The sequence below is a fragment of the Trinickia sp. genome, from assembly GCF_051954495.1.
In the GTDB taxonomy this organism is placed as follows: Bacteria; Pseudomonadota; Gammaproteobacteria; order Burkholderiales; family Burkholderiaceae; genus Trinickia.
In genome coordinates, this window is record NZ_JBQCHR010000033.1 from 58,453 (window position 1) to 82,905 (window position 24,453).

Below are 24,453 nucleotides of genomic sequence, written 5' to 3' on the forward strand. Positions count from 1 at the left end.
CTGCTCCTGACGTTTTCTCCGCCTCGATGACCACCCGACTCACCCCCGCGATCGCCTCGAAATTCGCCGCGATCGCCCTGTCCCATCTCACACGCGAATATCCGAACAAGCTGACGCATTCCCTGGCGGGGCCACAAGACGTGCGCTCGCCGCGCGAATTGCACCCGATCTTCTACGGCAGCTACGATTGGCATTCGTGTGTCCACGGCTATTGGCTGCTGCTGCGGCTGCTCGACCGCTATCCGGGGCTGCCGCAGGCGCAGCAAATACGCGACGTCGTCGATAAGCATTTCACCGAGGCTAACGTGGCCGGCGAGGTGGCTTACTTGAGTCTGCCTCACAACCGAGGGTTCGAACGGCCCTATGGCTGGGCGTGGCTGCTTGCGTTAGCGGGGCAACTCGACGGCATGCGCTCGCCCGAAGCCATCCGATGGGGCTCGACGCTTGCGCCGTTGACGCATCTGGTCATCGAACGCTTTACCGAGTTCTTGCCGAAGGCGACCTATCCGTTGCGCGTCGGGACGCATTTCAATACGGCGTTCGCGCTTGCGCTGACGCTCGACTTCGCGAGAAATACCGGACGCACCGACCTGGCGACGCTGATTGAAGAAACGGCCTGGCGCTGGCATAAGCGCGACGTCGACTGTCAGGCATGGGAGCCGAGCGGGGACGAGTTTCTATCGCCTTCGCTGATGGAAGCCGAATTGATGCGGCGTGTGCTGCCGCTCGATGCATTCGGAATCTGGTTCGAGCGATTTTTGCCCCGATTGGCGCAGCGCGAGCCGGCCACGCTATTCGTGCCGGCAACCGTCACCGATCGCGCCGACGGCAAAATCGCGCATCTCGACGGGCTCAATTTGAGCCGCGCTTGGTGCCAGCGCTCCCTCGCGGCGGCGCTGCCCGACGGCGATCCCCGCAAGTTCGAACTTTCGCAAGCGGCACAAGCGCACTTGAAAGCAGGGCTCGCTCACGTCGCCGGGGATTACATGGGCGAGCATTGGCTCGCGACGTTTGCGTTGTTGGCATTGGAGGCTTGACGAGCGCAGGCCCGCCTTGCGCCTCTCGACGCCCTACAACATCGCCACCACCCGCACGTTCCCGCTATCGGTCGAGGGCACGACCTTTTCTCCCACACGCCGGAACGTGATCGTCACAGCGCCTTCCCCTACACGCAGGTTGCGCACTTCGAGCCAATCGATGCCCTCGGGCAACGCCGGTTGATCGATGCGCACTTCACCGCGCACCGCGTCGACCGTCACGCCTAGACACGCCTCGAGCATCATGAACGGCGCACCCGCCGCCCAGGCCTGCGGCAAGCACGCCACGGGATAAGCCGTCGGCGGTTCGCCGCGCTGACGCGTAAAACCGCAGAAAAGCTCGGGCAAGCGCATATCGAAGCTCACGGCCGCTTCGAACAAAGCCTGCAGCAAATGCACGGCAGCCTGCTTATTGCCGTAGCGCGCCAGTCCGCGCGCGCACAGCGCATTGTCATGCGGCCAGACCGAACCGTTGTGATAGGCCATCGGGTTGAAGCGCGCCTGCCCCGCCGCCAGCGTGCGCACGCCCCAGCCCGTATGAAACAAAGTGGACTGCAACTGCCGCGCGACCGCTTCGCCCCGAGCACGCGCGGGCAGCCCAAAGGCAAGCAGATGCCCCGCATTCGACGCGAGCACCCGGCACAACTCGCCGTGACCATCGAGCGCAATGCCGTAGAAATCGAGCTCCGGCATCCAGAACAACGCCTCCACGCGTTCGCGCAAAGCCGTCGCACGCGACGCATAGCGCGCGGCGTCCTCGGTCAGCCCGCGCTGTGTGGCGAATTCGGCCATCGTGTCGAAGGCCGCGCAGGCGTAGGCCTGAACTTCGACGAGTGCGATCGGGCCTTCCGGCATGCGCCCATCCGCATGGAAGACCGAATCGTGACTGTCCTTCCAGCCCTGGTTCGCCAGCCCGCGATCGGACTCGCAGCGATAGTCGACGAGCCCATGACGATTCTTGTCGCAGACATTCGACACCCACTGCGCCGCGCGCTCGAGCGCGGGCCACAGTTCCGCGATGAACGCATCGTCGCCCGTGCGCGCCGCGTAGGCGCCCGCCAGCACGATGAACAGCGGCGTCGTATCGACCCCGCCGTAGTAAAGCGCGAACGGCACTTCGCCTGTCGCGGCCATCTCGCTCTTGCGCATCTCGTGCATGATCTTGCCCGTGGCCGCGTCGCGGAACTTCGAATCCTCCCGCGCCTGATGCTCGGCGAGAAAGCGCAACACGCCGCGAGCCAGCCACGGCTGCAGCCATAGCGTCTGCAGCGACGTCGTGACCGCATCGCGCCCGAACGGCGTCGAAAACCACGGAATGCCCGCATACGGATAAGGGCCCGTCGGCAGATCGGTCGTCAAAAGGCTCAGATCGGCGAAAGAGCGGTCGAGCCAAGCGTTGAACAGCGGATTGCTGGAACGCAGCCGCGCCGTGGCGCGACGGCGCTCGCGCATCGACAAGTGCGTGTCCGCGAGCGCCGCGCGCACGGCCGCGCGTCCCACACGCGGGCGCACCGCGTCGATCTGCGTGAAATGCGAGGGGTTGGAACTGTGCGGCGGCTGCGCGATCTGCGCGCCCGGCTGCTCCGTGCCGCGCGCCGCCGGCATCGCTTGCGTGTGCGTGGCGACGGACAAGTAGATCGACACGCATGCATGCGCCGAAAGATCGATCGTATAGTCGGCGCGATCGGCGAACAGCTGGTTCGGCGTGGGGGCGAACGAAATGTCGACGTGCCGCTCGACATCGTCGAGCCCGACATAAGCAAGCCGCACATCGTCGCGCCCCACGCGCGGCGCCTCGGTGGTTCCGTGCTGCGTCCGCTTGAGCCCGCGCACTTCGAACATATCCTTGAAATCGCTGGCGAACGAAATCGACAGCGGCACGACGGCGTCGGAATAGCCGTAGTTCGTCAACGTAATGGCTTCATAAAGCACCGTGCCGCACAGCACGCGCAGCCGTTCGACGTGGATCACGCCTTCGGGCGTGCCCTCGCCGCCGATCGGCGGCAGCGGGCGATTCGTGAGATGCGCCGTGAACGAAGCATTGTCGTTGCTGACGTTGCCCGACAGCAGCGACGGCGCGCGCCCGCCGAACGTCAGGCGCAGCTGCGACAGCATCCGCGTGTCGTTGACGAACAAGCCGTCGTCGAGGCCGTTGATATCGCCGAGCGGATCGTTCACGACGAACGTATCGCCGGACTTCAGCACGTACTGGCTCGTACGCGCGATGTAAGGATGCTCGGGCGCGATGAATGCGCCGTCGGGGCCGCCCTGCAGCGGGGCGCCGGCTTGAGAGGGGGTGTCGCTCAATGCTTCGGTGTCGAGCATCGTCTAGCTCCTATCGGTGCGAGTGTGGGCGCCGCGCTTTCACGCGCCGCGCCAACCGAATGCTTTACGAAAATGGACCTGCCTCGATTGTAGGAAGCGATGCGTGAAAGAAACAACAGGGCGAGCCGCGCAAGCATGATGCCCGCGCGTCACGCCCGCGCCCCGGTTCACGCATGATCGTCGAAAAATTCATCGAGGTGCCGATTGAAGGCGCTCGGGTGCGCCAGGTTCATCCCGTGGGACGCGCCGCGGATGGTGTGGCGCCGGACGTCGGGCAACCAGCTTTCGAGCATGTTCACGTTGCGCCTGAACAGGTCGGGACTCTTCTCGCCGTCGATCAAGAGCGTCGGACAACGCAGGCTCCATGCCGCTTCGCGCGTATAGGCGGGCAACGGATCTTGAAATTGAAGCGGCAGCGTCGGCGCATTGTCGAGCGCCATCGCACGGAACGCGGTCGTGCTCTTCGCCCACGAGCCCACGCGGCTCACCGAATCGACGAACAACTGCAATCCGGCTTCCGTTTGGCCCGTCTCGATCAGTTGGGCGGCCTTGGCGCGAAGCGCATTGACCGTGTCGGGCAGCACGGCGTGCGGTTGCCCGGGAGACGAAAGCGGGCCGCCCGGATCGGCGAGCGTCAGCGTTTGCAGATACTGGGGATGGCGCGTAGCAAACTGAAAAGCCACGGCTCCGCCACGGGAATGCGCGACGACATGCGCCGGCCCGCCGCCCAGTTTTTCCAAGAATTGCGCCAGCTCGTCGGCATGCTTGCTCCAGCTGAACGGAACCGTGCGCGCCAGAGCGGCGAGCGGCCAATAGTGCGTGAGGCTCACGGCCACGCACCGGTATCGGCTCGATAATCCGGCAAGCTGCGGCTGCCAATATCGATAATCGCAGAGCGATCCGTGCACGAACAGCACGAGCGGGCCGGCGCCGCGATCGACGTAAGCCATTCGTAACCCGCCTTCGACCTCGATGAAACGAACTTCGTCGTCCGGAACCAAAGCCGCGCGACGCAGGCCGGGGGGATTAGCGGTCATGGCTGCGCTCACGCATCGAAACGCAGTTCGGCGTCCACGGTTTGGCCGACGGTGAGCGTATCGCCCGCCCCCGCGATCACGATCGCATTCTGTCCGAACGAAACGGCGCCATCGACGCGACTATCCGCGCGGTAGGCGCTCATCGTATCGGTCGGCTCGTTGGGCCAGCGCGGATCGGGAGCGCCATGGGCTTGATCGATCGTCGGAATGGGGCAACGGGTGCAGGGTTTAACGAGGCGCAACTGAACCTCCCCGCCCTCGGCCTCGATGCGAAGCGTTTCGGTGAAGTCCTCTTCGTACGCCTCGATGCCGGCAAGCACCAGGTTCGGCCTGAATCGGTTCATCGCAATCGGGTCGACGCCCTTGCCCGCCAAGCGTGCGTTCAAATCGCCCAACGACGCTTCGCCGAGGACGAGCAATGGGAATCCATCCGCAAAGCGCACCTGAGCCCTCACGTCGCCCGTCCAGTTGGCGCTGGCCGTACGTTCGTTCCCCGGATTGAACCGGACGAGCCGCACGGGCGCATCGAGAAAATCGGAGAACCAGCGCGCGGCCTCGTCACCGGCGTCGAGCGCCGCCACGGTGTCTTTCCATACTGTCGCCCGGATCGTCGGGCTATTCGCCAGCTCGGCAGCATCGACCGGCAACGCCAGCGCGGGCATGCCGGGCCCCTGCACCGTCAGCGCATCGCCTTCGAGCGAAGGGCGAACGAGCGCGAGACGGGCATGCGTACGCTGAGTCACGAAGCGCCCTTGCAGGTCGACTACCATCCAATTGCGGTCGTGTTCGAGGCCATGAGGCGTGAGACGGACACTGTCGCGCGACATCCCCGCGCACGATTTGATGGGAAAGACGTTGAGTTGGCTGATCGAAGGCATGAAAGGCCGGCGCCGGCGGAACGCGGATAGCGGAACGGGGATGGTACCACCGGCACGAGGAGGGCGCTGCCGCGCGGGGACGGCCAAGCCGAACGGTCAATGCGCCGGCGCGCGCAAAGCGGCAGGTTCGCCTTTTGAAACACCTTCGGCCGCGTCGCATTCGCCGCGGCGCACGCCCCGACTATTGCAGGAACGAAGCCGAATCGACGCACCCCGCGGCCGCACCCGCGCCGCGCACCGCGCAGGTCAGCGGCTCGTTCGCCACGCGCACGGCGAGCCCCGTCTCTTCCACGAGTCGTTTGTCGAGATTGGCCAGCAGCGCGCCGCCGCCGGTCAACATGATGCCGGTGTCGGCAATGTCGGTGATGAGTTCGGGCGGCGCGTTCTCGAGCGCGCTCTTGACCGCGCCGATCACAGTCTTCAGCGGCAGAGCCAACGCCTCGGCCACGTCGTGGTTCGACAGCTCGATCGTACGCGGCAAGCCGTCCGCCAAGCTGCGGCCGACGGCGCACATGCGCTCGCGCGGTACGTTCATCGTCGCCGTGCCGATCGTTTTTTTGACGACCTCGGCGGTTTGGTCGCCCAGCATCACGCCGTACACGTTGCGTACGTGGGCGATGATGGCCGCATCGAACTGGTCCCCGCCGACCCGCACCGACGTCTGATACGCCATGCCGCCCAGCGAAACCACGCCGACTTCCGTCGTGCCGCCCCCGATGTCCACGATCATCGAGCCCCGCGCCTCCGCGACGGGCAAGCCCGCGCCTACCGCCGCGGCAAGCGATTCGCCGATCAAGGTGACTCTAGCGGCGCCGGCGGCCAACGCGGCCTCGCGGATCGCGCGCCGCTCGACGGCGGTCGCATTGGACGGCACGCAAATAGTGAACTCCGCGCGGCGTCCGAACATCGAACGCAATCGCGCCATGTCGACGAATTCGCGGAACATGCGCTCGGCGGCGGAGAAATTGGCGATGACGCCATGCTGCATCGGCCGAACGGCCTCGACGTTGCCGGGGGAGCGCCCGAGCAGTTGCTTGGCTTGATCGCCCACGGCGGTCACGCGGCCCTTGCCTGCATCGGTCGTCTTTTGAAAGCAGACGACCGACGGCTGGTTCAGCACGATGCCCTGCCCGCGCGTATAGATGAGTGTATTGGCCGTGCCCAGATCGACCGCCACGCTTTGCGGGAATAGCCGATTGAAGAATGCATGATGCGACATCGTTGACTCTCTCGTGGATGACAACAACGACATGCGTCCCGTCGCGGCGGGCGAGGCGCACGCTGTGCTCGTTGCGGATAGCACGGCCGGGCCGATGCCCCCTTTACGGCAGCATTTGCCGCAACTTTAGGGGTACGTTGGTTTTTTACCGTTGTGCGATGCGGTAGCCATCCCGCATCGAACGGGCGGCGCGACGGCGTCATCGTGCGCATGGCATGCTTATCGTTCTCACCCGTTCGACTTTCGTTGGGCTTTTTTTCTCTTACATGCACATTACGCTTCGCAGGCTGCTCCTTCTTTATTGCGTGCTGCGCTACGGGGCGGCGCTGCTCTGGCGCGCCGCGCCTCGCGGGCACAAGCTGAGCTGGATCGCGAGCCTGACGGCGCGCCTGCGGACTTCGTCGGACGCACGAGAAGCCCTGCATAGAGCGCTCCCGCAACTTGGCCCGCTCGCGAGTGCGCTCGCCGCTAACGCGGTGCAACATCCACAAGCGGTCGTCCGTTCGCTGCACGACGCCTTCGGCTTGGTCTCCCGCATCGAAGCGTCCTTGGTGAAACCGCTCGCGCCGGCCGAAGTCGTTCCCGCCCTGGGCGCCGCCATGGGGCGCGCGCCCGAGGCGGCGTTCGCGTTCCTCGACCCCACGGCGCTCGAAAGCGGCATCGCCGAGCAGGTGCACGGTGCGCGGTTGCGCACCGCCGAACATGCGGCCCGGCGAGACGGCGGGTATAGCGAAGTGGCGGTCAAGCTGCTGCGCGTGCACGAAGTGGAGCGACTCGGCGACGACGTGGCCGTCCTGAACTGGGTAGCGCGCCTACTCGAGCGCTTACTGCCTTCCGCGCGGGAGCTGCAGCTTTACGCCATGACGCAGGCGCTCGCGGCGGAGCTTCAGCGCCGATTCGACTTGCGCGTGGAAGCCGCGAATCTGTCGCAGACCGGCCAGCGCTTCAACGACGACGAGCGCGTCGTCGTCCCCGAGGTCGTCTGGGGCCTGTCCACCGAGCACGCACTCGTCATCGAGCGCATCGACACCTTGGCTGTCACCGATATCGAATCGCTGCGTCGACGCGGCGTCGATCTGGAAGCGCTGGCCGAGCGCGTGGTCGAGGTCGTCGTCGAACAAGCGTTCTCGCACGGTTTCTTCCATGCCGCACTCGATGCCGAGCGGCTTCGCGTGAGCGTCGAGCCGAAATCGCTCGGTAGGCTCGTATTCGGCGACTGCAGGATCATGGCGACGCTCTCCGAGCCCGAGCGCGCCTTCTTCATTCATGGGGCGAACGCGCTGATCGAGCAGGACTACGGACGGCTTGCCGCGATGCATCGCGAAGCGGGCCACGTTGCGCCGCACACGCGCGAGGAGGTGCTCGAAGCCGAGCTGCGCACGCGCGCCGAACCTCATTTTTCCGTGCCCAGCGAGCAGCGCTCGGCTGGGGCCTTGCTGCAGCATCTGCTGGGCGCTGTGGAGCCCTTCGGCGGCGGCATTTCCGAATCGCTCGCACTCGCCCACGATGCACTGGTGCGGGCGGAAACGCTGGCGCGCACGTTATCGCCCAGCATCGACACCTGGCAAATCGTCAAAGGCACGCTCAAAGCGCTGGCCCGCGAAGACGTAGGGCATCGCGGCTGGATCAAGCGCCTCTCGCGCGAACTGCCGCATCTAGCGATGATGCCGCGCCTGCCGACGCTGGCTGTCCAGCGGCTGCAACACCGGCACGACGCGCGCGTCCAGCACGATACGATGGCGTGGTTCGCGCAATTTCGGAAGGAGCAGCGCACCACGCGGCGCCTACTGTGGAGCTGCGCCCTGACCGGAGCCTTGCTCGGTGCGGGGGCCGTCTGGCTCATGCGATAGCGGCGGCGCCCCCGCGCATCGCTTCGCGACACCGTTGCCTGCCTTCGCCCGCCGTTACCCTCGCGACCGTCACTCAATCGGCGGTGTCGGCCGCATCCGGCATGCGCGCGCGGATCTCGCGCTTAGGCTGCGGCGACCAAGACGGCCGCGTCGTGGCGCCTGAGTCCACGACAACCAGATAGCGGCCCGCCCAAGGGGTCGTCGCCCGGTCGGCATGCAGCACCCAAAGCGCAATGCCCGCATCGGCGATTGCTTGGTATTGCGCGTCGAGAATGCCGTGATGATCGAGGAAGCGATCGAGCGAGTTCGGGATTCTGACGCAGCCCTTCGAATGGCGTATCCCGAGCAGCGGCTCCAGTTTCTCCGGATCGGTCGCGTGCATCTGAAAGCGCATCGACGACATCCCGCCCTTCCCCCAGCCTCGCTCGGCGTCGGTCCAGCCGAAATCGAAAATCCTCATGTCGCGTGCGCCGTAGCCGCGGATACCGTTTTCGTTGAGCGTTCCCTCGGCGCGAAAATCCATGTTTTGCGGCGAATGATCGAACACGCCGATCGGCGTGACGAAGTGGTCATAGCGGCCTGGCAACCCAGTCGACACGGGCGAGGCGCCGATCAGGGCCCAAGAATCGGTCGGATTCCCGCGAAAGTAGAGGAAGAGCGCTTGCACGTTCGGGTTGCGGTCGACGAGCACGACGTATTGCCGTGCGAGCGCGCCGAGCCCCTTTTCCGCCAAGGCCGCCTGCAGCCGTTGCGCATAAGCCTGCTGGTCGGCCGGGGGGACCGCCAGGCGTCGCGTCACGTCGCTTTCGAATTGATCGCGCAGCTTGAGCGCATCGCGCGGATCCAAGTGCGCGGCGACGTCCGCGGCGCGCTTGGCCGCGGCCGCGACGGCAGCGGAAGCGGCGGAGGCAGCCTCGGCTGCCGAAGCCGCCTCCGCTGCGGAAGCGGTGGACGCGGCTGCGGCCGGGGAAGCGAGCGCATCAGCCGGTGACGACGCCGATGAGGGCTTCGGTGCCGACGCCGCCGAGCCAGGCGCGGCCGTCGCCACCGCCTGCCCTTTCGATGCGCCGGGCGCCGCGGCCTTCGCGGCCGCCTCGGCTGCGGCTAGGACCGGCGCCGGGGCCGCTGCCAGCGTCACCGCAGGCCACAGGCAAACCGTGCATACCGTCCAGCAAACGGCCATGGCGACAGCGCGCCCGCGTCTTGGCCGGGCATCGTTTCGTCGATAGGGCCATCTACCCGACACATGTCCGTTTTCGAGTTCCGCACCTCGGGAGGATGCGACGAGCGGGCAGGAAAGTTTTGCTTCATTCATCAATTGGGATCGTAGGAAGTGCTTGCCTCCTGCGTTCAAGCAAGACCCGTACTTGGCGGGCGCAACAAGGCTTTATCGCCGACAAGAAAAGCGGCAGCGCCAAGCATCTTGACGCTGCCGCTCGTACTTCGCGGCCGAGTCGATCTCGCCGCTCGCCGCCTATGCCCTAGCCCTACTTGCTATGCGCGACGCCGCTCCTGCAGCATCCGGACGCGCGCCATGGCCGGCGCGTCGGCGCCGACCGTGTCGTACATCTTCGCCAGATCGGCCTTGAGCGCCGTGCGCGAGCCGCCGTCCAAGTAGATCATGTGCCCGGACGGGTAGAAACGCGCCGACAGATTGTTACGCACGGTTTGTTCGATCAGGGGCATTTGCTGCAGATCGAGCACCGTTTGATAGAACGGCGTCACGAAGTCATAAAAGCCGTTGGCCGACAGCACCTTGAGATCGACGTTGAGCGCCATCACCGCGGCCAGGTCGCCCGCCGTATACAAAATGATGTTCCCCTGCGCGTCCTTGCCCTTCTGCGCACCGGTCGGATCGATGTGGCTGAAATCCCAATTCTGGAAAGCCTGGTCGTTCAAGTCGGTAAACGACGACGTCGACGTGTATTTCAACTGCTCGTTCAAGTATTCGTTCCACATCGTCGTATAGACGCCGGAGACGGCTGTCATGGTCGGATCGTTGCCGCCCGAGTTCGGATCGATTTGCCCGGCAATGCCCGTATCGATCGCCGTCACTCGGCCATCGTAGGCGCCGAGCGCGACGCCCTTCGACTTGAGCAGCGTCGTCAAGAACAACGAATTGCCTCGGCTGTCATACCCGGCGATATCGAGACTCCAAGCCAGCAACGTGGTCTTGTCGATGCCGGTGTACTGGGAGAGCTTTTCGACAACCGCATCGTCCGTCTGCGGGAATTTGCGCAGCGCGGCGAGATAGTCGGTACGCGCGAATTGCGCCACTTCCTCGACGAAGGCGCCGAGATCGGTGGGCGTCGGCGCTACGCCGAGCTTCTTGTGATACCAAGCATCGGCCGCGGCGGTCGTCAATGCGCCGACCGGATTGCCGGCTTGCCTGTAATCGAGAATCGACGACTGCAACGTGATCCCGTTCAGGTCGATGCCGTCTTCATGCAGCATGTACGCGAGCACGCAGCTGCGCGCCGTGCCGTACGATTCGCCGAACAAGTATTTGGGCGAATTCCACCGGCTGTTCTTCGTCAGGAACCGCTTGATGAATTGCTTGATCGAGCGCGCGTCCTGATCGACGCCCCAGAAATCGCGATTTTTGTTCGGCGCGATCGCAGCCGAATAGCCCGTGCCGACCGGATTGATGAATACGAGGTCGCTCCTGTCGAGCAGGCTATCGGGATTGTCCTCGAGCGAATAGGGCGCGGGCGGCGTGAAGCCCGGCATCGACGTCTTGATGCGCTTGGGCGCGAACGATCCCAGCAGCACGAACACCGCGGAAGACCCGGGGCCGCCGTTGTAGAAGAACGTCACGGGCCGGCGCTCTTCGGTCTGATTGTCCTCCGTGAATGCGACGTAGAACATCTTCGCATTCGGTTTCGAACTCGATTCGTCGACGGTGACGAGGTGGCCCGCCGTCGCCGTGTAGTTGATCTTTCTGCCCCCGATCGTGATCGTGTGGTGCGTAATCGCGGCGGTCTCGCTTGCGTCCGTCACGGAGTCGTCGGGCCCCTTCCCGTAAGCGACTTCATCGTAAAACGGCTGGTCGTCCTGCGCGCGATTCAGAAACGCATGCGGCATCGAGGCTCTGCCCGCCGACGGCGCGTGAGCATTGTGAGGCGACGATTGCGGGCTGCCGGTATCGGAATTCATCGTAATCGCTCCATCTGTTGTGGCCGGCGTGCGAGTCCGAGCGCACGCGCAGGCTGCGTTGGCGAACTACTGCGGCTTTTCTCGCGCGCCCCGGTGCGACACCCGGAGCGCGCGAGTGATAAGGCAAATCGTTGCGACGCGCTAGCTCGAACCGCCGGCGCCGCCGCTAGCGGCTGATGCAGCCGATGCGGACGAAGCGCCCAACGCGGCCGCGATGCCACGCCCGTTCGGGCTTCCGAGGCCGGTGCACGCATCCCACCCGGACGCCGCGGCGAAGCTGCCGTTATTGCCCGACGTGATGTCGTTGAACGCGCTGCCCGACCGGTACAGTTTCGCGTTGACGAACCCCGCCGGTTTGCCGGCCAGCGCGTTGATGCGTGCGACGAGCCCCGCGAAGAGCGGTGCGACGGCGCTCGTACCGCCGACCGGCACGCTTTGACCGTCGATCAACACTTCGTAGCCCGAGGCGGGCGAAGCATCGGCGGCGACATCCGGCACGCCGCGATTGGAAAGCGAGACGGCGGCGCCGTCCACGCGGGCCGCCTTGAGCCCTTGCTGCCATGCCGGCACGGCGAACAACGCACTGACGCCGCCTCCTGTCGCGCCACCGGCCGCGCCGTCGTTCCAGACAACTTCGCTCGCGATCGACTTGCCCCCCTTCGCGGCGGTCACGTGCGTGCCGCCGCAGGCCAACACGTACGGGCTCGCCGCGGGAAAATCGACGTGGTCTGCGCCATCCGGCGCCCCGTCGTTCGAGCCGCTGTCGCCCGACGCCGCGCACACGGTCACGCCCAGCGCGACTGCCGACTGCAACGTGTCGTTGAAGCTCGTGAGCGCCTGCTCGGTCCATGAGGTTTCGGGGCCGCCCCAACTGATCGACACGACCGAGGGTTTGTTCGCCGAATCGTGCAGCGCATGGGACACCGCATCGATGAAGCCGGCATCGCTGTTCGGCGCGAAGTACACGGCGATCTTCGCCTTCGGCGCAATGGCGCCGGCGATTTCGATGTCGAGCGTCACCTCGCCGTCGGCACTGCTCGGATCGCCGGTTGGATTGTTGCGCGCGCCGTCGACGGGCACCGAGACCACGTCCGGCGCGGGAAGCCCAAGCGAATCGAAGTAGGCGGACAGGTCCGACTGCGTATACCCGCCGCCAAGTTCGATCAAAGCGATGCACTGGCCGGCGCCGTCTCCGTCGGGAAAATCGTAAAGACCAGCCAGTTGCAGAGGCGTGAACGCCTGCCCCGCCGCGCGCGCCGCGATGATCCCCGGCGCGGGTCGGAGCCTGAAGTGCGGCCGCGCTTGGGGCCGGTCGTCGAGGCCCAGCACGGCCGTCACGACATCGGCAATTTCAGCCGGAACCGTGATAGGGCCGATACGGCCGCGAAAGCGGCCGAGCGCGGGGTGCTCGTAGTGGGAAAGCTCGACGCCGAATGCGGCTTGGAAGTTGGCGACGGTGCCGCCCAACACGGCCTTGGCCGCGTTCAGATCGTGCCGTTCGATGCTCAATTGGTATTCGCGCGCGAAAGCCTCGAGCTTGGCGAAATCTTCGGGCGCGACCGCGAAGCTTTTTGCGAATGCCTCGCGCGAAAGCGGGGCCGCCTGCTCGTGGACGATTCGATGGGCCAGATCCTCCAGTTCGCGGGCGCCGCGCCGTCGCAAGGTCACGACGACGCGCAACGTTTGACTCGGGTCGACTGGCCCGAGGCACTTCGAATCCTTCACGGCCGCGCGATCGCTGCCGGCGAGATGTTGCCTCGCTTTGGTCATGTGTGACGCTCCTCACGTAGTGGGTACGTCGAAGCTCCGACACATGCCTGGGTCGTACAGTTCCTGTCGGCCTGCCGCCTGCCTACCAGCGACGACGCGAACGCTGCAAACGGGCAAAAAGGCATTCGTCGGACAACTGATCAAAGTGTAGTGCATCGCGGCCGTGCAAGGGCCGATGAACGTCCGTCGTTAGCCGTTGCGCCAATGGGCGACGCGGAAGAAAACGTCCGCTTGGGCCGCCAGCAAAGATCGTCGCATCGGCATATCATGGCGCCCGCGGCAGCGCCCGGCCAACATCGCGCTACCGTTTCGTCCCCCGTCGGAACCGTTGTAAGACGCCAACGAAAAAAGGAAGAACCTGTCAATGAGCCTGTCTGCTTATCAAGCCTCGGTGCCCGTGTTCACACGCGGGCTGACGAACCTCCGTACGGTCCTGCAAAAGGCGCACGACCACGCGCTGACGAAGCACTTCGAGCCGTCGATCCTATTGTCGAGCCGGTTGTATCCCGACATGCATCCGCTGACGCGCCAGGTACAGATTGCCTCGGACGCCGCGAAATTCTGCATCGCCCGGCTGGCGGGCGTCGAGCCGCCCAAGTGGGAAGACACCGAAACGACGTTCGACGAACTCTATGCGCGCATCGACAAGACGCTCGCGTACCTGCAAGGGTTCGACGAAAAGCAGTTGGAAGGGAGCGAGTCACGCACCGTGACCTTGACGGTGCCGAGCGGCAAGCACGAATTCGCCGGCCAGGTCTATCTACTTCACTTCGCGTTGCCGAATTTCTTTTTCCATTTGACGACGGCCTACGCAATCTTGCGCCACAACGGCGTCGAACTGGGCAAGTTCGATTACCTGGGGCGGATGTCGTAACGACTCTCGTCACGACTGGCGGCGGCTTGCCGGTGATTTTCGCGCAAGCCGCCGTCGAACGAACCCGGCGTCGGTCAGTCCAGCGACAGGCGCACCGCGAAGCCGATCAGCGCCGCCGAGAACGTCCAGCGCTGCAACGTTTGGGCAAGCGGATATTTGCGCAAAACAGTGGCGATGCGGGCGGCGCCAACGGCATAAAGCGTGTCGAAGAGCATCCCCACGGCGAGAAGAACGACGCCCAGTTCCGTTACCTGCAGCGCAACGGGCCCCGCCGCCGGGCGGATGAACTGCGGCAGCAGCACCGAGCAGAACAACAGTGCCTTCGGATTGAGCAGATTCGTCAGCAGCCCCTTGACGAACGCCTGCCGCAGCGCGCCCTCTCCTTGAGCCGCCGCCGGCGCCTCACCGGCCTTCAATGCGAAAACGGGCGAGCGGAAGATCTGAACGGCGATGTAAGCAAGGTATAGCGCGCCGCCATACCGCACCACTTCATACAGCCAAGGCGCGGCCTTGAGCAGTGCCGCTACGCCGCAGGCGGAAAGCGTGACGTGCGTCGCGCGCGACACGGCCAGCCCACCCGCGGCAGCCAGGCCGGTTCGCGTCCCGCGGGCGATGCTCGTTTGAAGAATCAGCGCCATGTCGGGCCCCGGGATGGCATAGACGACGATGAGCGCGGCGATGAAGGCAATAAGCAAATCGGCGGAAACCACGGCAACCTCGAATTTGGGACGTGTTGGACCGATATTTTGCCGTGCGATGCGGAGGGATTTTGCGCTAAATATGACGTCAATCAATTGTCATGTAGCGTTTTCCACTAACAATATGCCATTGAGCGCGCCTAACCACCCTTTATTTCATCTCCTCCGCACCATCCTAGTGCGAGCCGCTGTCGCCGGGCCGCCCATCGGCGGCCTTCGAGTAGGCCAGACCTTCGCTGCCGCAACCATCGCCCGGCGCTATTGCCGCGCTATCACCCCCTTAGCCAGTGCGGGATTTTTTCATATCGTCGAAATCCGATATAAACTTCTGTCAACGGCGATTCGTATCGGTTCCGCGCTTTCCGCGCGGGGTGCGGCTCGCCCGACCGCTCGACATGACGATAGACATCGACGCCATCCATAAGGCGCTCGCCAATCCCGTGCGGCGCGAGATTCTCGCGTGGCTGAAGGAGCCGAGCGTCTACTTTCCGGAGCAGGAAGTGCCGCTCGAATGCGGCGTATGCGCCGGGCAGATCAACGTGCGCTGCGGCTTGTCGCAGTCCACGGTGTCGGCCCATCTCGCGACGCTGCAGAGCGCGGGGCTCGTAACCGTGAAAAAGATGGGTCAGTGGAGCTTTTTCAAGCGAAACGAAACCGTCATTCAAGCGTTTCTCGCATCGCTGCGCGACGACCTTTGAACGTGGGAGGCCCCGTTGGGCCTCCTAGGGGCCGCGCCCGATGCACACCTATGTTGCTTGCACGCTGACCGGCGCACTCGCGCGCGCCGTACTCGCGTAAAAAAGGAAAACTTGCCATGCCTACTTTGTTCGATCCGCTCGTCGTCGGCGACTTGACCCTGCCCAATCGCGTCATCATGGCGCCGCTCACGCGTCAGCGCGCGGGCGATGAACGCTTGCCGAACGCGCTGATGGCCCAGTACTACGCCGAGCGCGCATCGGCGGGCCTGATTCTGAGCGAAGCCACGTCGGTCACGCCGCAGGGCGTGGGCTACGCCGCCACGCCCGGCATTTGGTCGGATGAGCAGGTAGCCGGATGGAAGATCGTGACCGATGCCGTGCACGCCGCCGGCGGCCGGATCTTCCTGCAGCTTTGGCATGTGGGCCGCGTGTCCGATCCGATCTTTTTGAACGGCGATTTGCCCGTCGCGCCGAGCGCGATCGCACCGAGCGGTCACGTGAGCCTCGTGCGGCCGCAGCGTCCGTTCGTCACGCCGCGCGCGCTGGAACTCGACGAGATCCGCGACGTGGTCGCCGCGTTCCGCAAGGGCGCGGAAAACGCCAAGGCCGCAGGCTTCGACGGCGTGGAAGTGCACGGCGCGAACGGCTATCTGCTCGACCAAGTCCTGCAGGACAGCACGAACCGCCGCACGGACGCCTACGGCGGCCCGATCGAGAACCGCGCACGGCTCTTGCTCGAAGTCGTCGACGAATGTATCGCCGTGTGGGGCGCCGCTCGCGTAGGCGTTCATCTCGCGCCGCGCGGCGATGCGCATACAATGGGCGATTCGAGCCCGGCCGAAACGTTCGGCTATGTGGCGCGCGAACTCGGCAAGCGCCGCATCGCATTCATTTGCGCACGCGAATCGCTCGGCGAAAACCGCCTCGGGCCCACGCTGAAGGCGGCGTTCGGCGGCGTCTACATCTCGAACGAGAAGTTTACGAAGGAAACGGCGCAGCAAACGCTCGATGCGGGCGAAGCCGATGCGATCGCCTGGGGCCAGCTCTTCATCGCGAACCCCGATCTGCCGACGCGCTTCAAGCTCGACGCGCCGCTGAACAAGCCGAATCCGGAAACGTTCTACAGCACGGGCCCTGTCGGCTATGTCGACTACCCCGCGCTCGAAACGGCTTGAGCGAAATCCAAACGATCCATACCCGAGTTGAATCGATATGACCGCCACATCGAGTCTCGTCACCAAAGCGATCGTCACCGGGCACACGCGGGGCTTGGGCGCTGCCCTCGTCGATGCATTGCTTGCGCAAGGCATCGCCGTACTCGGCCTCGCGCGCTCCAGCCGAGCGCCGCTGTCGGGCGGCTCTCGGGCGCCGGGTGCGTTCGCCGAAGTCGAACTCGATCTGGCGGATAGCCACCGGCTCGCGCAGTGGCTGGCCGGCGACACGCTCGCCGCCTTTCTGCGCGGCGCCGACCGTGCCTTGCTCATCAATAACGCGGGTATGGTCGGTCCGATCGGCCCCTGCTCGATGCAAGCGGTGGGCGACGTCGGCCGCGCCGTCGCGCTGAACGTCGCGGCGCCGCTCATGCTCTCGAGCGCGTTCGCCGCAGCCACGGGCGAGACGCCGGACCGGCGCATCGCTCACGTCTCGAGCGGCGCGGCTCGCAATGCGTATGCCGGATGGAACGTGTACTGCGCGACGAAGGCCGCGCTCGATCATCATGCGCGGGCCGCCGCCCTCGACGCCGAGCGCGGCCTGCGTGTCGCGAGCGTGGCGCCGGGTGTCGTCGACACCGACATGCAAGGCGAGATTCGCGGTACCGACGACGCACGCTTCCCGCTGCGCGGCCGGTTCGAGGAAATGAAGCGTTCCGGACAACTGAGCTCGCCCGAGCATGCCGCGAGCAAATTCGTCGGCTACTTGCTCTCCGATGCATTCGGCGAAACGCCGATCGCGGACATCCGCGCGTTGTAAGAGGTTATCCGCCCCCCATGAGCAGCAAGCCCGGCACGCCGCAACACCTCAACGCCTTGCTTCAGGAAGGCGTCGAGCTTCAGCAAAACGGCGCCTTCGTGGAGGCCGAAAGCGTCTATCGCGAGATCCTCTCTCTGCGCCCGCGCCATTTCGATGCATTGCAATTGCTCGGTGCGCTCGCGTTGCAGTCGGGGCGCTACGAGGAAGGCGCCGAGCTGCTGAACAAGGCCGCCGTGGTCGATGCGCGGCAGGCGCACGTCCATTCGAATTTAGCGTTTGCGCTGAACGCGCTGGGCCGGCACGATGCCGCGCTGGCCGCGGCGGATCGAGCACTCGCGCTCAAGAACGGCTTCGTCGACGCGTTGAACAATCGCGGCATGGCGCTCGCGGGATTGAATCGCCCCGCTGAGGCGCTCGCCAGTTTCGAAAAAGCGTTGGCGGCGAAGCCGGATTTTCCGGAAGCGTGGAGCAACCGCAGTTGCGCGCTGCGCGACCTCGGCGAGCCGGAACAAGCCGTGGCGAGCTGCGACCGCGCCATCGCGTTGCGGCCCAACTATGCCGAAGCGTGGAGCAATCGCGGCAATGCGCTGTCCGACCTCAATCGCCCGCTCGAGGCGCAAGCCAGCTACGAGCGCGCGTTGGCCGCGTCGTCCGCGCTGGCCGACGCTTGGAACAACCTCGGGCTGACGTTCGTCGACATGAATCGACACGCCGATGCCCTCGCCTGCTACGAGCGCGCGCTCGCCATCGCACCCGATGCAGCGGAAACGCACTGGAATCGCGCGCTCTGCCTGTTGCAGACGGGCGAGCTCGCCCGCGGTTTCCACGAATACGAATGGCGCTGGAAACGCAAGCGCATCGCGCCGAGCAAGCGCTCGTTCGACGCACCGCTATGGCTCGGCGATACGCCGCTTCAGGGCAAGACGATCTTGCTGCATGCCGAGCAAGGCCTCGGCGATACGCTGCAATTCTGCCGATATGCTGGGCTCGTCGCCGCGCAAGGCGCCCGCGTCGTGCTCGAGGCTCAGCCCGAACTCATGCGCCTGCTCGCCGGGCTCGAAGGCGTGGCGCAGCGGGTCGCGGCAGGCGACCCGCTGCCCGCTTTCGATTGCCATAGTCCGCTCTTGAGCCTGCCGCTCGCATTGCAAACGACGATCGAAACGATTCCGGCGCGCACGCCCTATCTCTTCCCCGATTCCGCGGCGTCGGCGCACTGGCGCACGCGGATCGCGGAAGCGGCGCCGCCGCGAGCGCTGAAAGTCGGCCTCGTCTGGGCCGGCGGCCACCGGCCGCATGTGCCGGAACTGCGCAAGAACGACGCGCGACGTTCGCTGACTTTCGATCGATTCGCGCCGATCGTCGAGACACCCGGCGTGCAGTTCTTCAGCTTGCAAAAGGGAGAAAACGCCGCAAGGCAGCTGACCGAGATGCGCGAGCGTCACGCGGCGAGTGCACGCGTGATCGACTGGACCGACGAACTAAACGATTTCGCCGATACGGCGGCGCTCGTCGACAACCTCGATCTCGTGATTTCCGTGGATACGTCGACGGCGCATTTGGCCGGGGCGATGAACAAGCCCGTGTGGATTCTGAACCGGCTCGACACCTGCTGGCGATGGATGCTCGAACGGCAAGACAGCCCCTGGTACCCTAGCGCACGTCTGTTTCGGCAGCCCACGCTCGGCGATTGGGACAGCGTGATCGATGCCGTCGCGCACGCGCTGGCGGCGCTCGCGACCGGGCACGAACATTCGGGCGCACACTGACTTGCGGCCGTCGCGCCCGCCCGCTCAAAGGCTTGCGCGACTCCCGCCAAATTGCTGTCGATACGCCGCGGGGCTCGTCATCACGATGCGACGGAAATGACGGCGCATCGATTCCTCCGAGCCGAAACCCGCGCGCTGCGCGACGAGCGCGATCGACAGCCGCGGCCGCGTCTCGAGCATGTCTTTCGCCAACGCCACCCGCTCGCGAATCAACCACTCGTAAGGCCCTAGCCCCGTCGCCTCGCGAAATCTGCGCTGCAACGTCCTTGCGCTCATCGCCGCTCGCCGCGCGAGCGATTCGATCGTATGCGGCGAAGCCGCATGCGCGCGCATCCAGTCGATGAGACGGGCGAGCCGCCCGCCGTCGTCCTCAGGCGGCATGGGCCTCGGAACGAATTGAGCCTGCCCGCCTTCTCGATGCGGCGGCACGACCAGGCGCTGCGCCACGCGATTGGCCACGGCGCCGCCGTAATCGCGGCGCACGAGATGCAGCAGCATGTCCAGTCCCGCCGCCGAACCCGCCGACGTGACGATCGCGCCTTCGTCGACATACAGTGCGTCGGCCTCGACGTGCAGCGACGGATAGCGCGCCTTGAGCTTATCGGCGTAACGCCAGTGCGTCGTCACGGTTTTGCCTTCCAGCACACCCGCTGCCGCCAGCACGAATACCCCGGAGCAAATCGAACAAATTCTCGCCCCTCGCCGCGCCGCCGCTCGCAGCTTGCGCAGCAGCGGTTCGGGCGGCTCTTCGTCCGCATCGCGCCAGCCGGGGATCACGATCGTATCGGCGCGGTCGAGCAGCGAGAGCGTATGAGAAGCGGTCAAGCTCACGCCGCCGGCGGCGCGGATAGGTCCGGGCTCCGCCGCGCAAACGGCGAAGCGATACCAATCGACGCCCAGTTCGGGGCGAGGCAACGCGAACAGTTCGACCACACAGCCGAACTCGAATGTGCAAAGCCGATCGTAGGCAACGGCGGCGACGAGATGAGAGCGCATGGCGCGATGTTACCGGATGTTGTCGATTGCGCCACTGTCTCGCGCAACGGTCAGGCGCAATACTGTCTCCATCCGCTCGATCGGTTCGATGCGAGCAACGATAAGCGCACAACGACCCATGCAACTAACAAGGAGAAACAGCCTATGCCTACCGCATCGTCCGTCACCGTCGTCGCCCCCGCACCGAGCGAAATTGCGCTGGCCCACTTCGAATCGAGCCTGCGCTTCGAAACGGATTGTTCCGACGTGCACGACGCGCTCATCGTCAAAGGTCAAGCGGACTTCGTGCTGCTCGACGTACGCGGCCCCGCCCTTTACGCCGAAGGCCACGTGCCGGGCGCCATCAATTTGCCGCACGGCAAGATCATCGCCTCGAAGCTCGCCGAATATGCGCCCGAAACGGTGTTCGTCACTTACTGTGCGGGCCCGCATTGCAACGGCGCGACGCGCGGCGCGATCCGCCTCGCCCGCCTCGGGCGTCCGGTCAAGGTCATGATCGGCGGGATCGCCGGTTGGCTCGACGAAGGCTTCGCGTTGACGCGCGAGGAAGCGCGATCCGAGCCGATCCGCCATGCCGGGCGGACCGCATAGCGCACCGCGCTCACGCGCCTGTCTCACGCGTCATCCATCGGCGTCGCCCGTTGCTTCACACCGCCGACAACGCCGCTAACTGACGAGCCAGCCCCGCGCTCGCGGGCATCATCGGCGAACGCAGTTCGTTCGCCAGCCACCCTTGCCCCGCGAGCGCCGCCTTGACCGGCGCGGGGTTCGGCTCTGAGGTCAACGCGCGCAGCAGCGGCGCCAGTTCGTGATGGATCGCGCGGCCCGTATTCAGGTCGCCTTGGGCCAACGCTCGGTACATCGCAACGAAGCGGTCCGTGCGAACATGCGCCGTCGCCGCGATGGCGCCCGCGCCGCCCATGCACAAGGTGGTGAAGATGGCGTCGTCGTTGCCGCACATCACCTTCAGCCGACCATCGAGAATCAGCGCCAGCGTTGTCTCCGACACGCCCGAACAATCCTTGATCGCCTGAATCCGCGGATGCCCCGCAAGCGTAAGCAGCGTTTCAAGTTCGATCCGCACGCCGGTTCGATAGGGAATGTCGTACAGGACGATCGGCTTCGCACTCGCATCGGCTAAGGTCGTGAAGTGCTCGATCAGTCCGCCCTGGGACGGCCGGATGTAATAGGGTGCGGACACGAGCACCCCGGCGATGTCCTGGTCGTTCAGCTGCAGCACGCGTTCGCGCAACGCCACCGCTCGGTTGCCGGTGATCCCGGCAATTACCGGCAACCCTTGCGCGGCGCGCAGCACCGTCGCCAGCACGGCGTCTTGCTCCTCGCCCGAAAGCGCGGCGGGCTCGCCCGTCGTGCCGAGCGCGGCAAACCCGGCCACGCCCGCTTCGCGATAGTGCTCGACGAGCGCCGCGAGCGCGCGATGATCCACGGCGCCGGCTTGAAACGGCGTAATGAGCGGAATCCAAATACCTGAAAAAATCGACATTGCCTTACCTCGAGACGTGACCGAATCGAATCCGAGGGAGGCGCCGGGGCGGCAGAGAAATGAAGAGGTGGTGCGTTGTTGCTGTCCCGTCGCGCGTCCGACGGCACAGCGCACCGGTCAGACGTGCGACTGTTTTTTCGCTTTGGAAACGGCAAGCACCGCCGCTGCGTCATGCACGTGGCACGAAGCGGGCGTTGCAACAACCGACGAGAAATAAACGGGGCGCGTTTCCATGCCGCGCAGTGTACAGGGTTGCGCGGGCCAAGGACAACGGTTTTATGAATAGGGCTTGACTTCCGCCGACCGCGACGTACTATACGCAGCGCGCACACCCCACCCTGCCGAGGCCCGCCGATGACCGTTCCCCAGCAAGCCTTCCTGCGCGACGCCATGCGTCGCATGAACCTGACGCGCGATGCGTTCGCCAACCGTATCGGCGTCAGCCGCCGGGCCCTAGACACGTGGCTTTTGCCCGAGGATTCGCAAGAATCGCGGTCGATGCCCGAGATCGTCGAACGCTTCGTTTCGGAGATCGTCGTCAACGTCGCGCGAGACGAGGGATATACGCATCGCGTAGATACGTCATCGCTGGCTAGCCAGATTCTGTTCGAGGGGAAACCGCAGTTGCTGTCGGTCGATCAGTTCTCTCGCGAATCGGTCGAAGCGTTGTTTCGCGTGGCCGACGTCATGCAGCCGATCGCCCGCCGCCAGAAGATATCGCGCGTGCTCGAGGGCGCGGTGCTCGGCAACTTGTTCTTCGAAGCCAGCACGCGCACGCGCGTGTCCTTCGGCGCGGCGTTCTGCCGCCTCGGCGGTTCGGTCTGCGATACCACCGGGTTCACGTTTTCATCGATGGCGAAAGGCGAGTCGATCTACGACACCAGCCGCGTCATGAGCGGCTACGTCGACGCGCTCGTCGTGCGGCACCCCGAGCAGGGCTCGGTGGCGGAATTCGCCCGGGCGACGAATTTGCCCGTCATCAACGGCGGCGACGGCCCCGGCGAGCACCCGAGCCAGGCGTTGCTCGATCTTTATACGATTCAGCGCGAATTTTCACGGCTTGGAAAAATTGTCGACGGCGCGCATATCGCGCTCGTCGGCGATCTCAAGTACGGCCGCACCGTCCATTCGCTCGTGAAGCTGCTCGCGCTGTATCGCGGCATCAAATTCACGCTGGTCTCGCCGCCCACGCTCGAGATGCCGGCCTACATCGTCGAGCAGATTTCACGCAACGGTCACGTGGTGGAGCAGTCGAACGATCTGACCGCCGGCATGCGCGGCGCCGACGTCGTCTACGCCACGCGCATTCAAAAAGAACGCTTCACCGACGAATCGTTCGAAGGCTACACGCCCGAATTTCAAATCAATCAAGCGCTCGTCGATACGGTCTGCGGACGCGAAACGCTGATCATGCATCCGCTGCCGCGCGACAGCCGGCCCGGCGCGAACGATTTGAGCACCGACCTCAACCACGATGCGCGGCTCGCCATCTTCCGGCAAACCGACAACGGAATTCCTATCCGCATGGCCATCTTCGCGGTGCTGCTCGGCGTCGATCACCTCGTGCAGCACTCGATGCGCGACGCGGCATGGCGGCCGCCCGCCTACCTCGGGCCCGACGACGCGGTGTTTCACGGCATCGACTGACGTCGGGGGCTTCGCCCGGGCATCGCGCTTGCTCGCTCGTGTTCGATCCGGCGCCGCGGTCGCTGCACTGTGCTTCGCGCCGCACGCCGACCTTCACGGAGCTTCGTTCATCCGCCATGTCCAAGCCCGCCTCCCCCGACGACGACGAGCAACGCAAGCCGAACCTCGCGCGCCGACGTTTTCTGCAATCTGCCGCCGCGGCCGCCACTGTCGGTGCCGCGCCGCATCTGTCCGCAGAGGAACAGCCAATGGCCCAGAGCGCGCCCCCGCCCCTGCCCGCCGCCTACCCCACGCCGCCCGCGCGCCCGGTGCGCCTCACGATCAACGGGCGTCCCTATGTGCTGCCGCTCGAACCGCGCGTGACGCTGCTCGATGCACTGCGCGAATACGTCGGCTTAACAGGCACGAAGAAAGGATGCGATCGCGGGCAGTGCGGGGCGTGCACGGTGCTCGTCGACGGCCGGCGGATCAACGCTTGTTTGACGCTCGCTGTCATGCACGAGGGTCAATCGATCACGACGGTCGAAGGACTCGCCGAAGGAGAAGCGCTCAGTCCGATACAGCGGGCGTTCGTCGAACACGACGCCTTTCAATGCGGCTACTGCACCCCGGGCCAAATTTGCTCGGCGGTCGGTCTCATCAGTGACGGAAGAGCCAGAACCCGCGCCGAAATCCGTGAAGCGATGAGCGGCAACATCTGCCGCTGCGGGGCTTATCCCAATATCATCGCTGCAATCGAGGAGGCGATGAAGGCGACATGAACAGCTTCCAGTATTCACGGGCGCAAGACGTCGCCGACGCCGTCCGGCAATCTGCCGCCGACGGATCAGCCAAGTTCATCGCCGGCGGCACCAATCTCGTTGACCTGATGAAATACGAAGTTGAGCGGCCTGCGCGTTTAATCGATATTTCGCATCTGCCACTGCGAACGATCGAGGAAACGCCCGGCGGAGGGCTTCGCGTCGGCGCGCTGGTGCCAAACTCGGACCTTGCATGGCACCCGCAGGTACAAGAGCGTTATCCGCTG

21 protein-coding genes are annotated in these 24,453 nt (G+C 65.2%); 11 read left to right on the forward strand and 10 right to left on the reverse strand.

Annotated elements, in window-relative coordinates:
* Positions 1 to 26 precede the first annotated feature (26 nt).
* Entirely contained in the window at positions 27 to 1,037 is a 1,011-nt protein-coding gene (locus tag ACTHNR_RS05255) for a DUF2891 domain-containing protein (RefSeq protein ID WP_440546477.1), read from the forward strand.
* A 33-nt stretch (positions 1,038 to 1,070) separates the two neighbouring features.
* Here the strand turns inward: ACTHNR_RS05255 and ACTHNR_RS05260 are convergent, their stop codons facing one another.
* From ACTHNR_RS05260 to ACTHNR_RS05275, 4 genes are all read right to left on the reverse strand, one after another.
* Complete coding sequence (locus ACTHNR_RS05260; RefSeq protein WP_440546478.1) at positions 1,071 to 3,362, reverse strand: amylo-alpha-1,6-glucosidase; 2,292 nt, start codon at positions 3,360 to 3,362, stop codon at positions 1,071 to 1,073.
* 167 nt (positions 3,363 to 3,529) lie between these two features.
* Positions 3,530 to 4,312 (reverse strand): alpha/beta fold hydrolase, encoded by a 783-nt coding sequence (locus tag ACTHNR_RS05265; RefSeq protein WP_440546501.1) that lies wholly within the window; start codon positions 4,310 to 4,312, stop codon positions 3,530 to 3,532.
* A 95-nt stretch (positions 4,313 to 4,407) separates the two neighbouring features.
* Positions 4,408 to 5,277, reverse strand: a complete 870-nt coding sequence (locus tag ACTHNR_RS05270) for an MOSC domain-containing protein (protein ID WP_440546479.1) — start codon at positions 5,275 to 5,277, stop codon at positions 4,408 to 4,410.
* A gap of 181 nt (positions 5,278 to 5,458) precedes the next feature.
* Positions 5,459 to 6,496: a rod shape-determining protein gene (locus tag ACTHNR_RS05275; protein ID WP_440546480.1), complete on the reverse strand. Its 1,038-nt coding sequence runs from the start codon at positions 6,494 to 6,496 to the stop codon at positions 5,459 to 5,461.
* Between the two features lie 266 nt (positions 6,497 to 6,762).
* On the opposite strand from ACTHNR_RS05275, the gene ACTHNR_RS05280 reads away from it, so the two are divergent.
* Entirely contained in the window at positions 6,763 to 8,346 is a 1,584-nt protein-coding gene (locus tag ACTHNR_RS05280; protein WP_440546502.1) for an ABC1 kinase family protein, read from the forward strand.
* Positions 8,347 to 8,419: 73 nt separating this feature from the next.
* Here the strand turns inward: ACTHNR_RS05280 and ACTHNR_RS05285 are convergent, their stop codons facing one another.
* From ACTHNR_RS05285 to ACTHNR_RS05295, 3 genes are all read right to left on the reverse strand, one after another.
* Positions 8,420 to 9,661: a L,D-transpeptidase gene (locus ACTHNR_RS05285; RefSeq protein ID WP_440546481.1), complete on the reverse strand. Its 1,242-nt coding sequence runs from the start codon at positions 9,659 to 9,661 to the stop codon at positions 8,420 to 8,422.
* 179 nt (positions 9,662 to 9,840) lie between these two features.
* Complete coding sequence (locus ACTHNR_RS05290; RefSeq protein ID WP_440546482.1) at positions 9,841 to 11,502, reverse strand: S10 family peptidase; 1,662 nt, start codon at positions 11,500 to 11,502, stop codon at positions 9,841 to 9,843.
* A 141-nt stretch (positions 11,503 to 11,643) separates the two neighbouring features.
* Complete coding sequence (locus ACTHNR_RS05295; RefSeq protein WP_440546483.1) at positions 11,644 to 13,272, reverse strand: S53 family peptidase; 1,629 nt, start codon at positions 13,270 to 13,272, stop codon at positions 11,644 to 11,646.
* Positions 13,273 to 13,636: 364 nt separating this feature from the next.
* Here ACTHNR_RS05295 and ACTHNR_RS05300 point away from each other — a divergent pair, with 364 nt between their 5' ends.
* Positions 13,637 to 14,146 carry a DUF1993 domain-containing protein gene (locus tag ACTHNR_RS05300; RefSeq protein ID WP_440546484.1) on the forward strand — a complete coding sequence of 170 codons (510 nt, stop codon included), beginning with the start codon at positions 13,637 to 13,639 and terminating at the stop codon, positions 14,144 to 14,146.
* A 74-nt stretch (positions 14,147 to 14,220) separates the two neighbouring features.
* On the opposite strand, the gene ACTHNR_RS05305 is transcribed toward ACTHNR_RS05300, so the two are convergent.
* Positions 14,221 to 14,856, reverse strand: coding sequence for a LysE family translocator (locus tag ACTHNR_RS05305; protein ID WP_440546485.1), 636 nt, complete (start codon positions 14,854 to 14,856; stop codon positions 14,221 to 14,223).
* 383 nt (positions 14,857 to 15,239) lie between these two features.
* Here ACTHNR_RS05305 and ACTHNR_RS05310 point away from each other — a divergent pair, with 383 nt between their 5' ends.
* The 4 genes from ACTHNR_RS05310 (at position 15,240) to ACTHNR_RS05325 (ending at position 19,279) form a co-directional block, all read left to right on the forward strand.
* Positions 15,240 to 15,542: an ArsR/SmtB family transcription factor gene (locus tag ACTHNR_RS05310; RefSeq protein ID WP_440546486.1), complete on the forward strand. Its 303-nt coding sequence runs from the start codon at positions 15,240 to 15,242 to the stop codon at positions 15,540 to 15,542.
* A 116-nt stretch (positions 15,543 to 15,658) separates the two neighbouring features.
* Positions 15,659 to 16,717, forward strand: coding sequence for an alkene reductase (locus tag ACTHNR_RS05315; protein ID WP_440546487.1), 1,059 nt, complete (start codon positions 15,659 to 15,661; stop codon positions 16,715 to 16,717).
* Positions 16,718 to 16,754: 37 nt separating this feature from the next.
* Complete coding sequence (locus ACTHNR_RS05320) at positions 16,755 to 17,513, forward strand: SDR family oxidoreductase (protein ID WP_440546488.1); 759 nt, start codon at positions 16,755 to 16,757, stop codon at positions 17,511 to 17,513.
* A 17-nt stretch (positions 17,514 to 17,530) separates the two neighbouring features.
* A complete protein-coding gene (locus ACTHNR_RS05325) occupies positions 17,531 to 19,279 on the forward strand; it encodes a tetratricopeptide repeat protein (protein WP_440546489.1) in 1,749 nt (582 codons plus the stop codon).
* Between the two features lie 24 nt (positions 19,280 to 19,303).
* On the opposite strand, the gene ftrA is transcribed toward ACTHNR_RS05325, so the two are convergent.
* Positions 19,304 to 20,275 carry a transcriptional regulator FtrA gene (gene ftrA / locus ACTHNR_RS05330; protein WP_440546490.1) on the reverse strand — a complete coding sequence of 324 codons (972 nt, stop codon included), beginning with the start codon at positions 20,273 to 20,275 and terminating at the stop codon, positions 19,304 to 19,306.
* A 144-nt stretch (positions 20,276 to 20,419) separates the two neighbouring features.
* On the opposite strand from ftrA, the gene ACTHNR_RS05335 reads away from it, so the two are divergent.
* Positions 20,420 to 20,866, forward strand: coding sequence for a rhodanese-like domain-containing protein (locus ACTHNR_RS05335; RefSeq protein ID WP_440546491.1), 447 nt, complete (start codon positions 20,420 to 20,422; stop codon positions 20,864 to 20,866).
* 55 nt (positions 20,867 to 20,921) lie between these two features.
* On the opposite strand, the gene dapA is transcribed toward ACTHNR_RS05335, so the two are convergent.
* Positions 20,922 to 21,779, reverse strand: coding sequence for a 4-hydroxy-tetrahydrodipicolinate synthase (gene dapA, locus ACTHNR_RS05340; RefSeq protein WP_440546492.1), 858 nt, complete (start codon positions 21,777 to 21,779; stop codon positions 20,922 to 20,924).
* A 354-nt stretch (positions 21,780 to 22,133) separates the two neighbouring features.
* Here dapA and ACTHNR_RS05345 point away from each other — a divergent pair, with 354 nt between their 5' ends.
* The 3 genes from ACTHNR_RS05345 to ACTHNR_RS05355 all read left to right on the forward strand — a co-directional run.
* Positions 22,134 to 23,426: an aspartate carbamoyltransferase gene (locus tag ACTHNR_RS05345; protein ID WP_440546493.1), complete on the forward strand. Its 1,293-nt coding sequence runs from the start codon at positions 22,134 to 22,136 to the stop codon at positions 23,424 to 23,426.
* A gap of 116 nt (positions 23,427 to 23,542) precedes the next feature.
* Positions 23,543 to 24,187, forward strand: a complete 645-nt coding sequence (locus ACTHNR_RS05350) for a (2Fe-2S)-binding protein (protein WP_440546494.1) — start codon at positions 23,543 to 23,545, stop codon at positions 24,185 to 24,187.
* The coding region (locus tag ACTHNR_RS05355; RefSeq protein WP_440546495.1) for an FAD binding domain-containing protein at positions 24,184 to 24,453 on the forward strand (270 nt) is incomplete at its 3' end. The genes ACTHNR_RS05350 and ACTHNR_RS05355, both read left to right, overlap by 4 nt.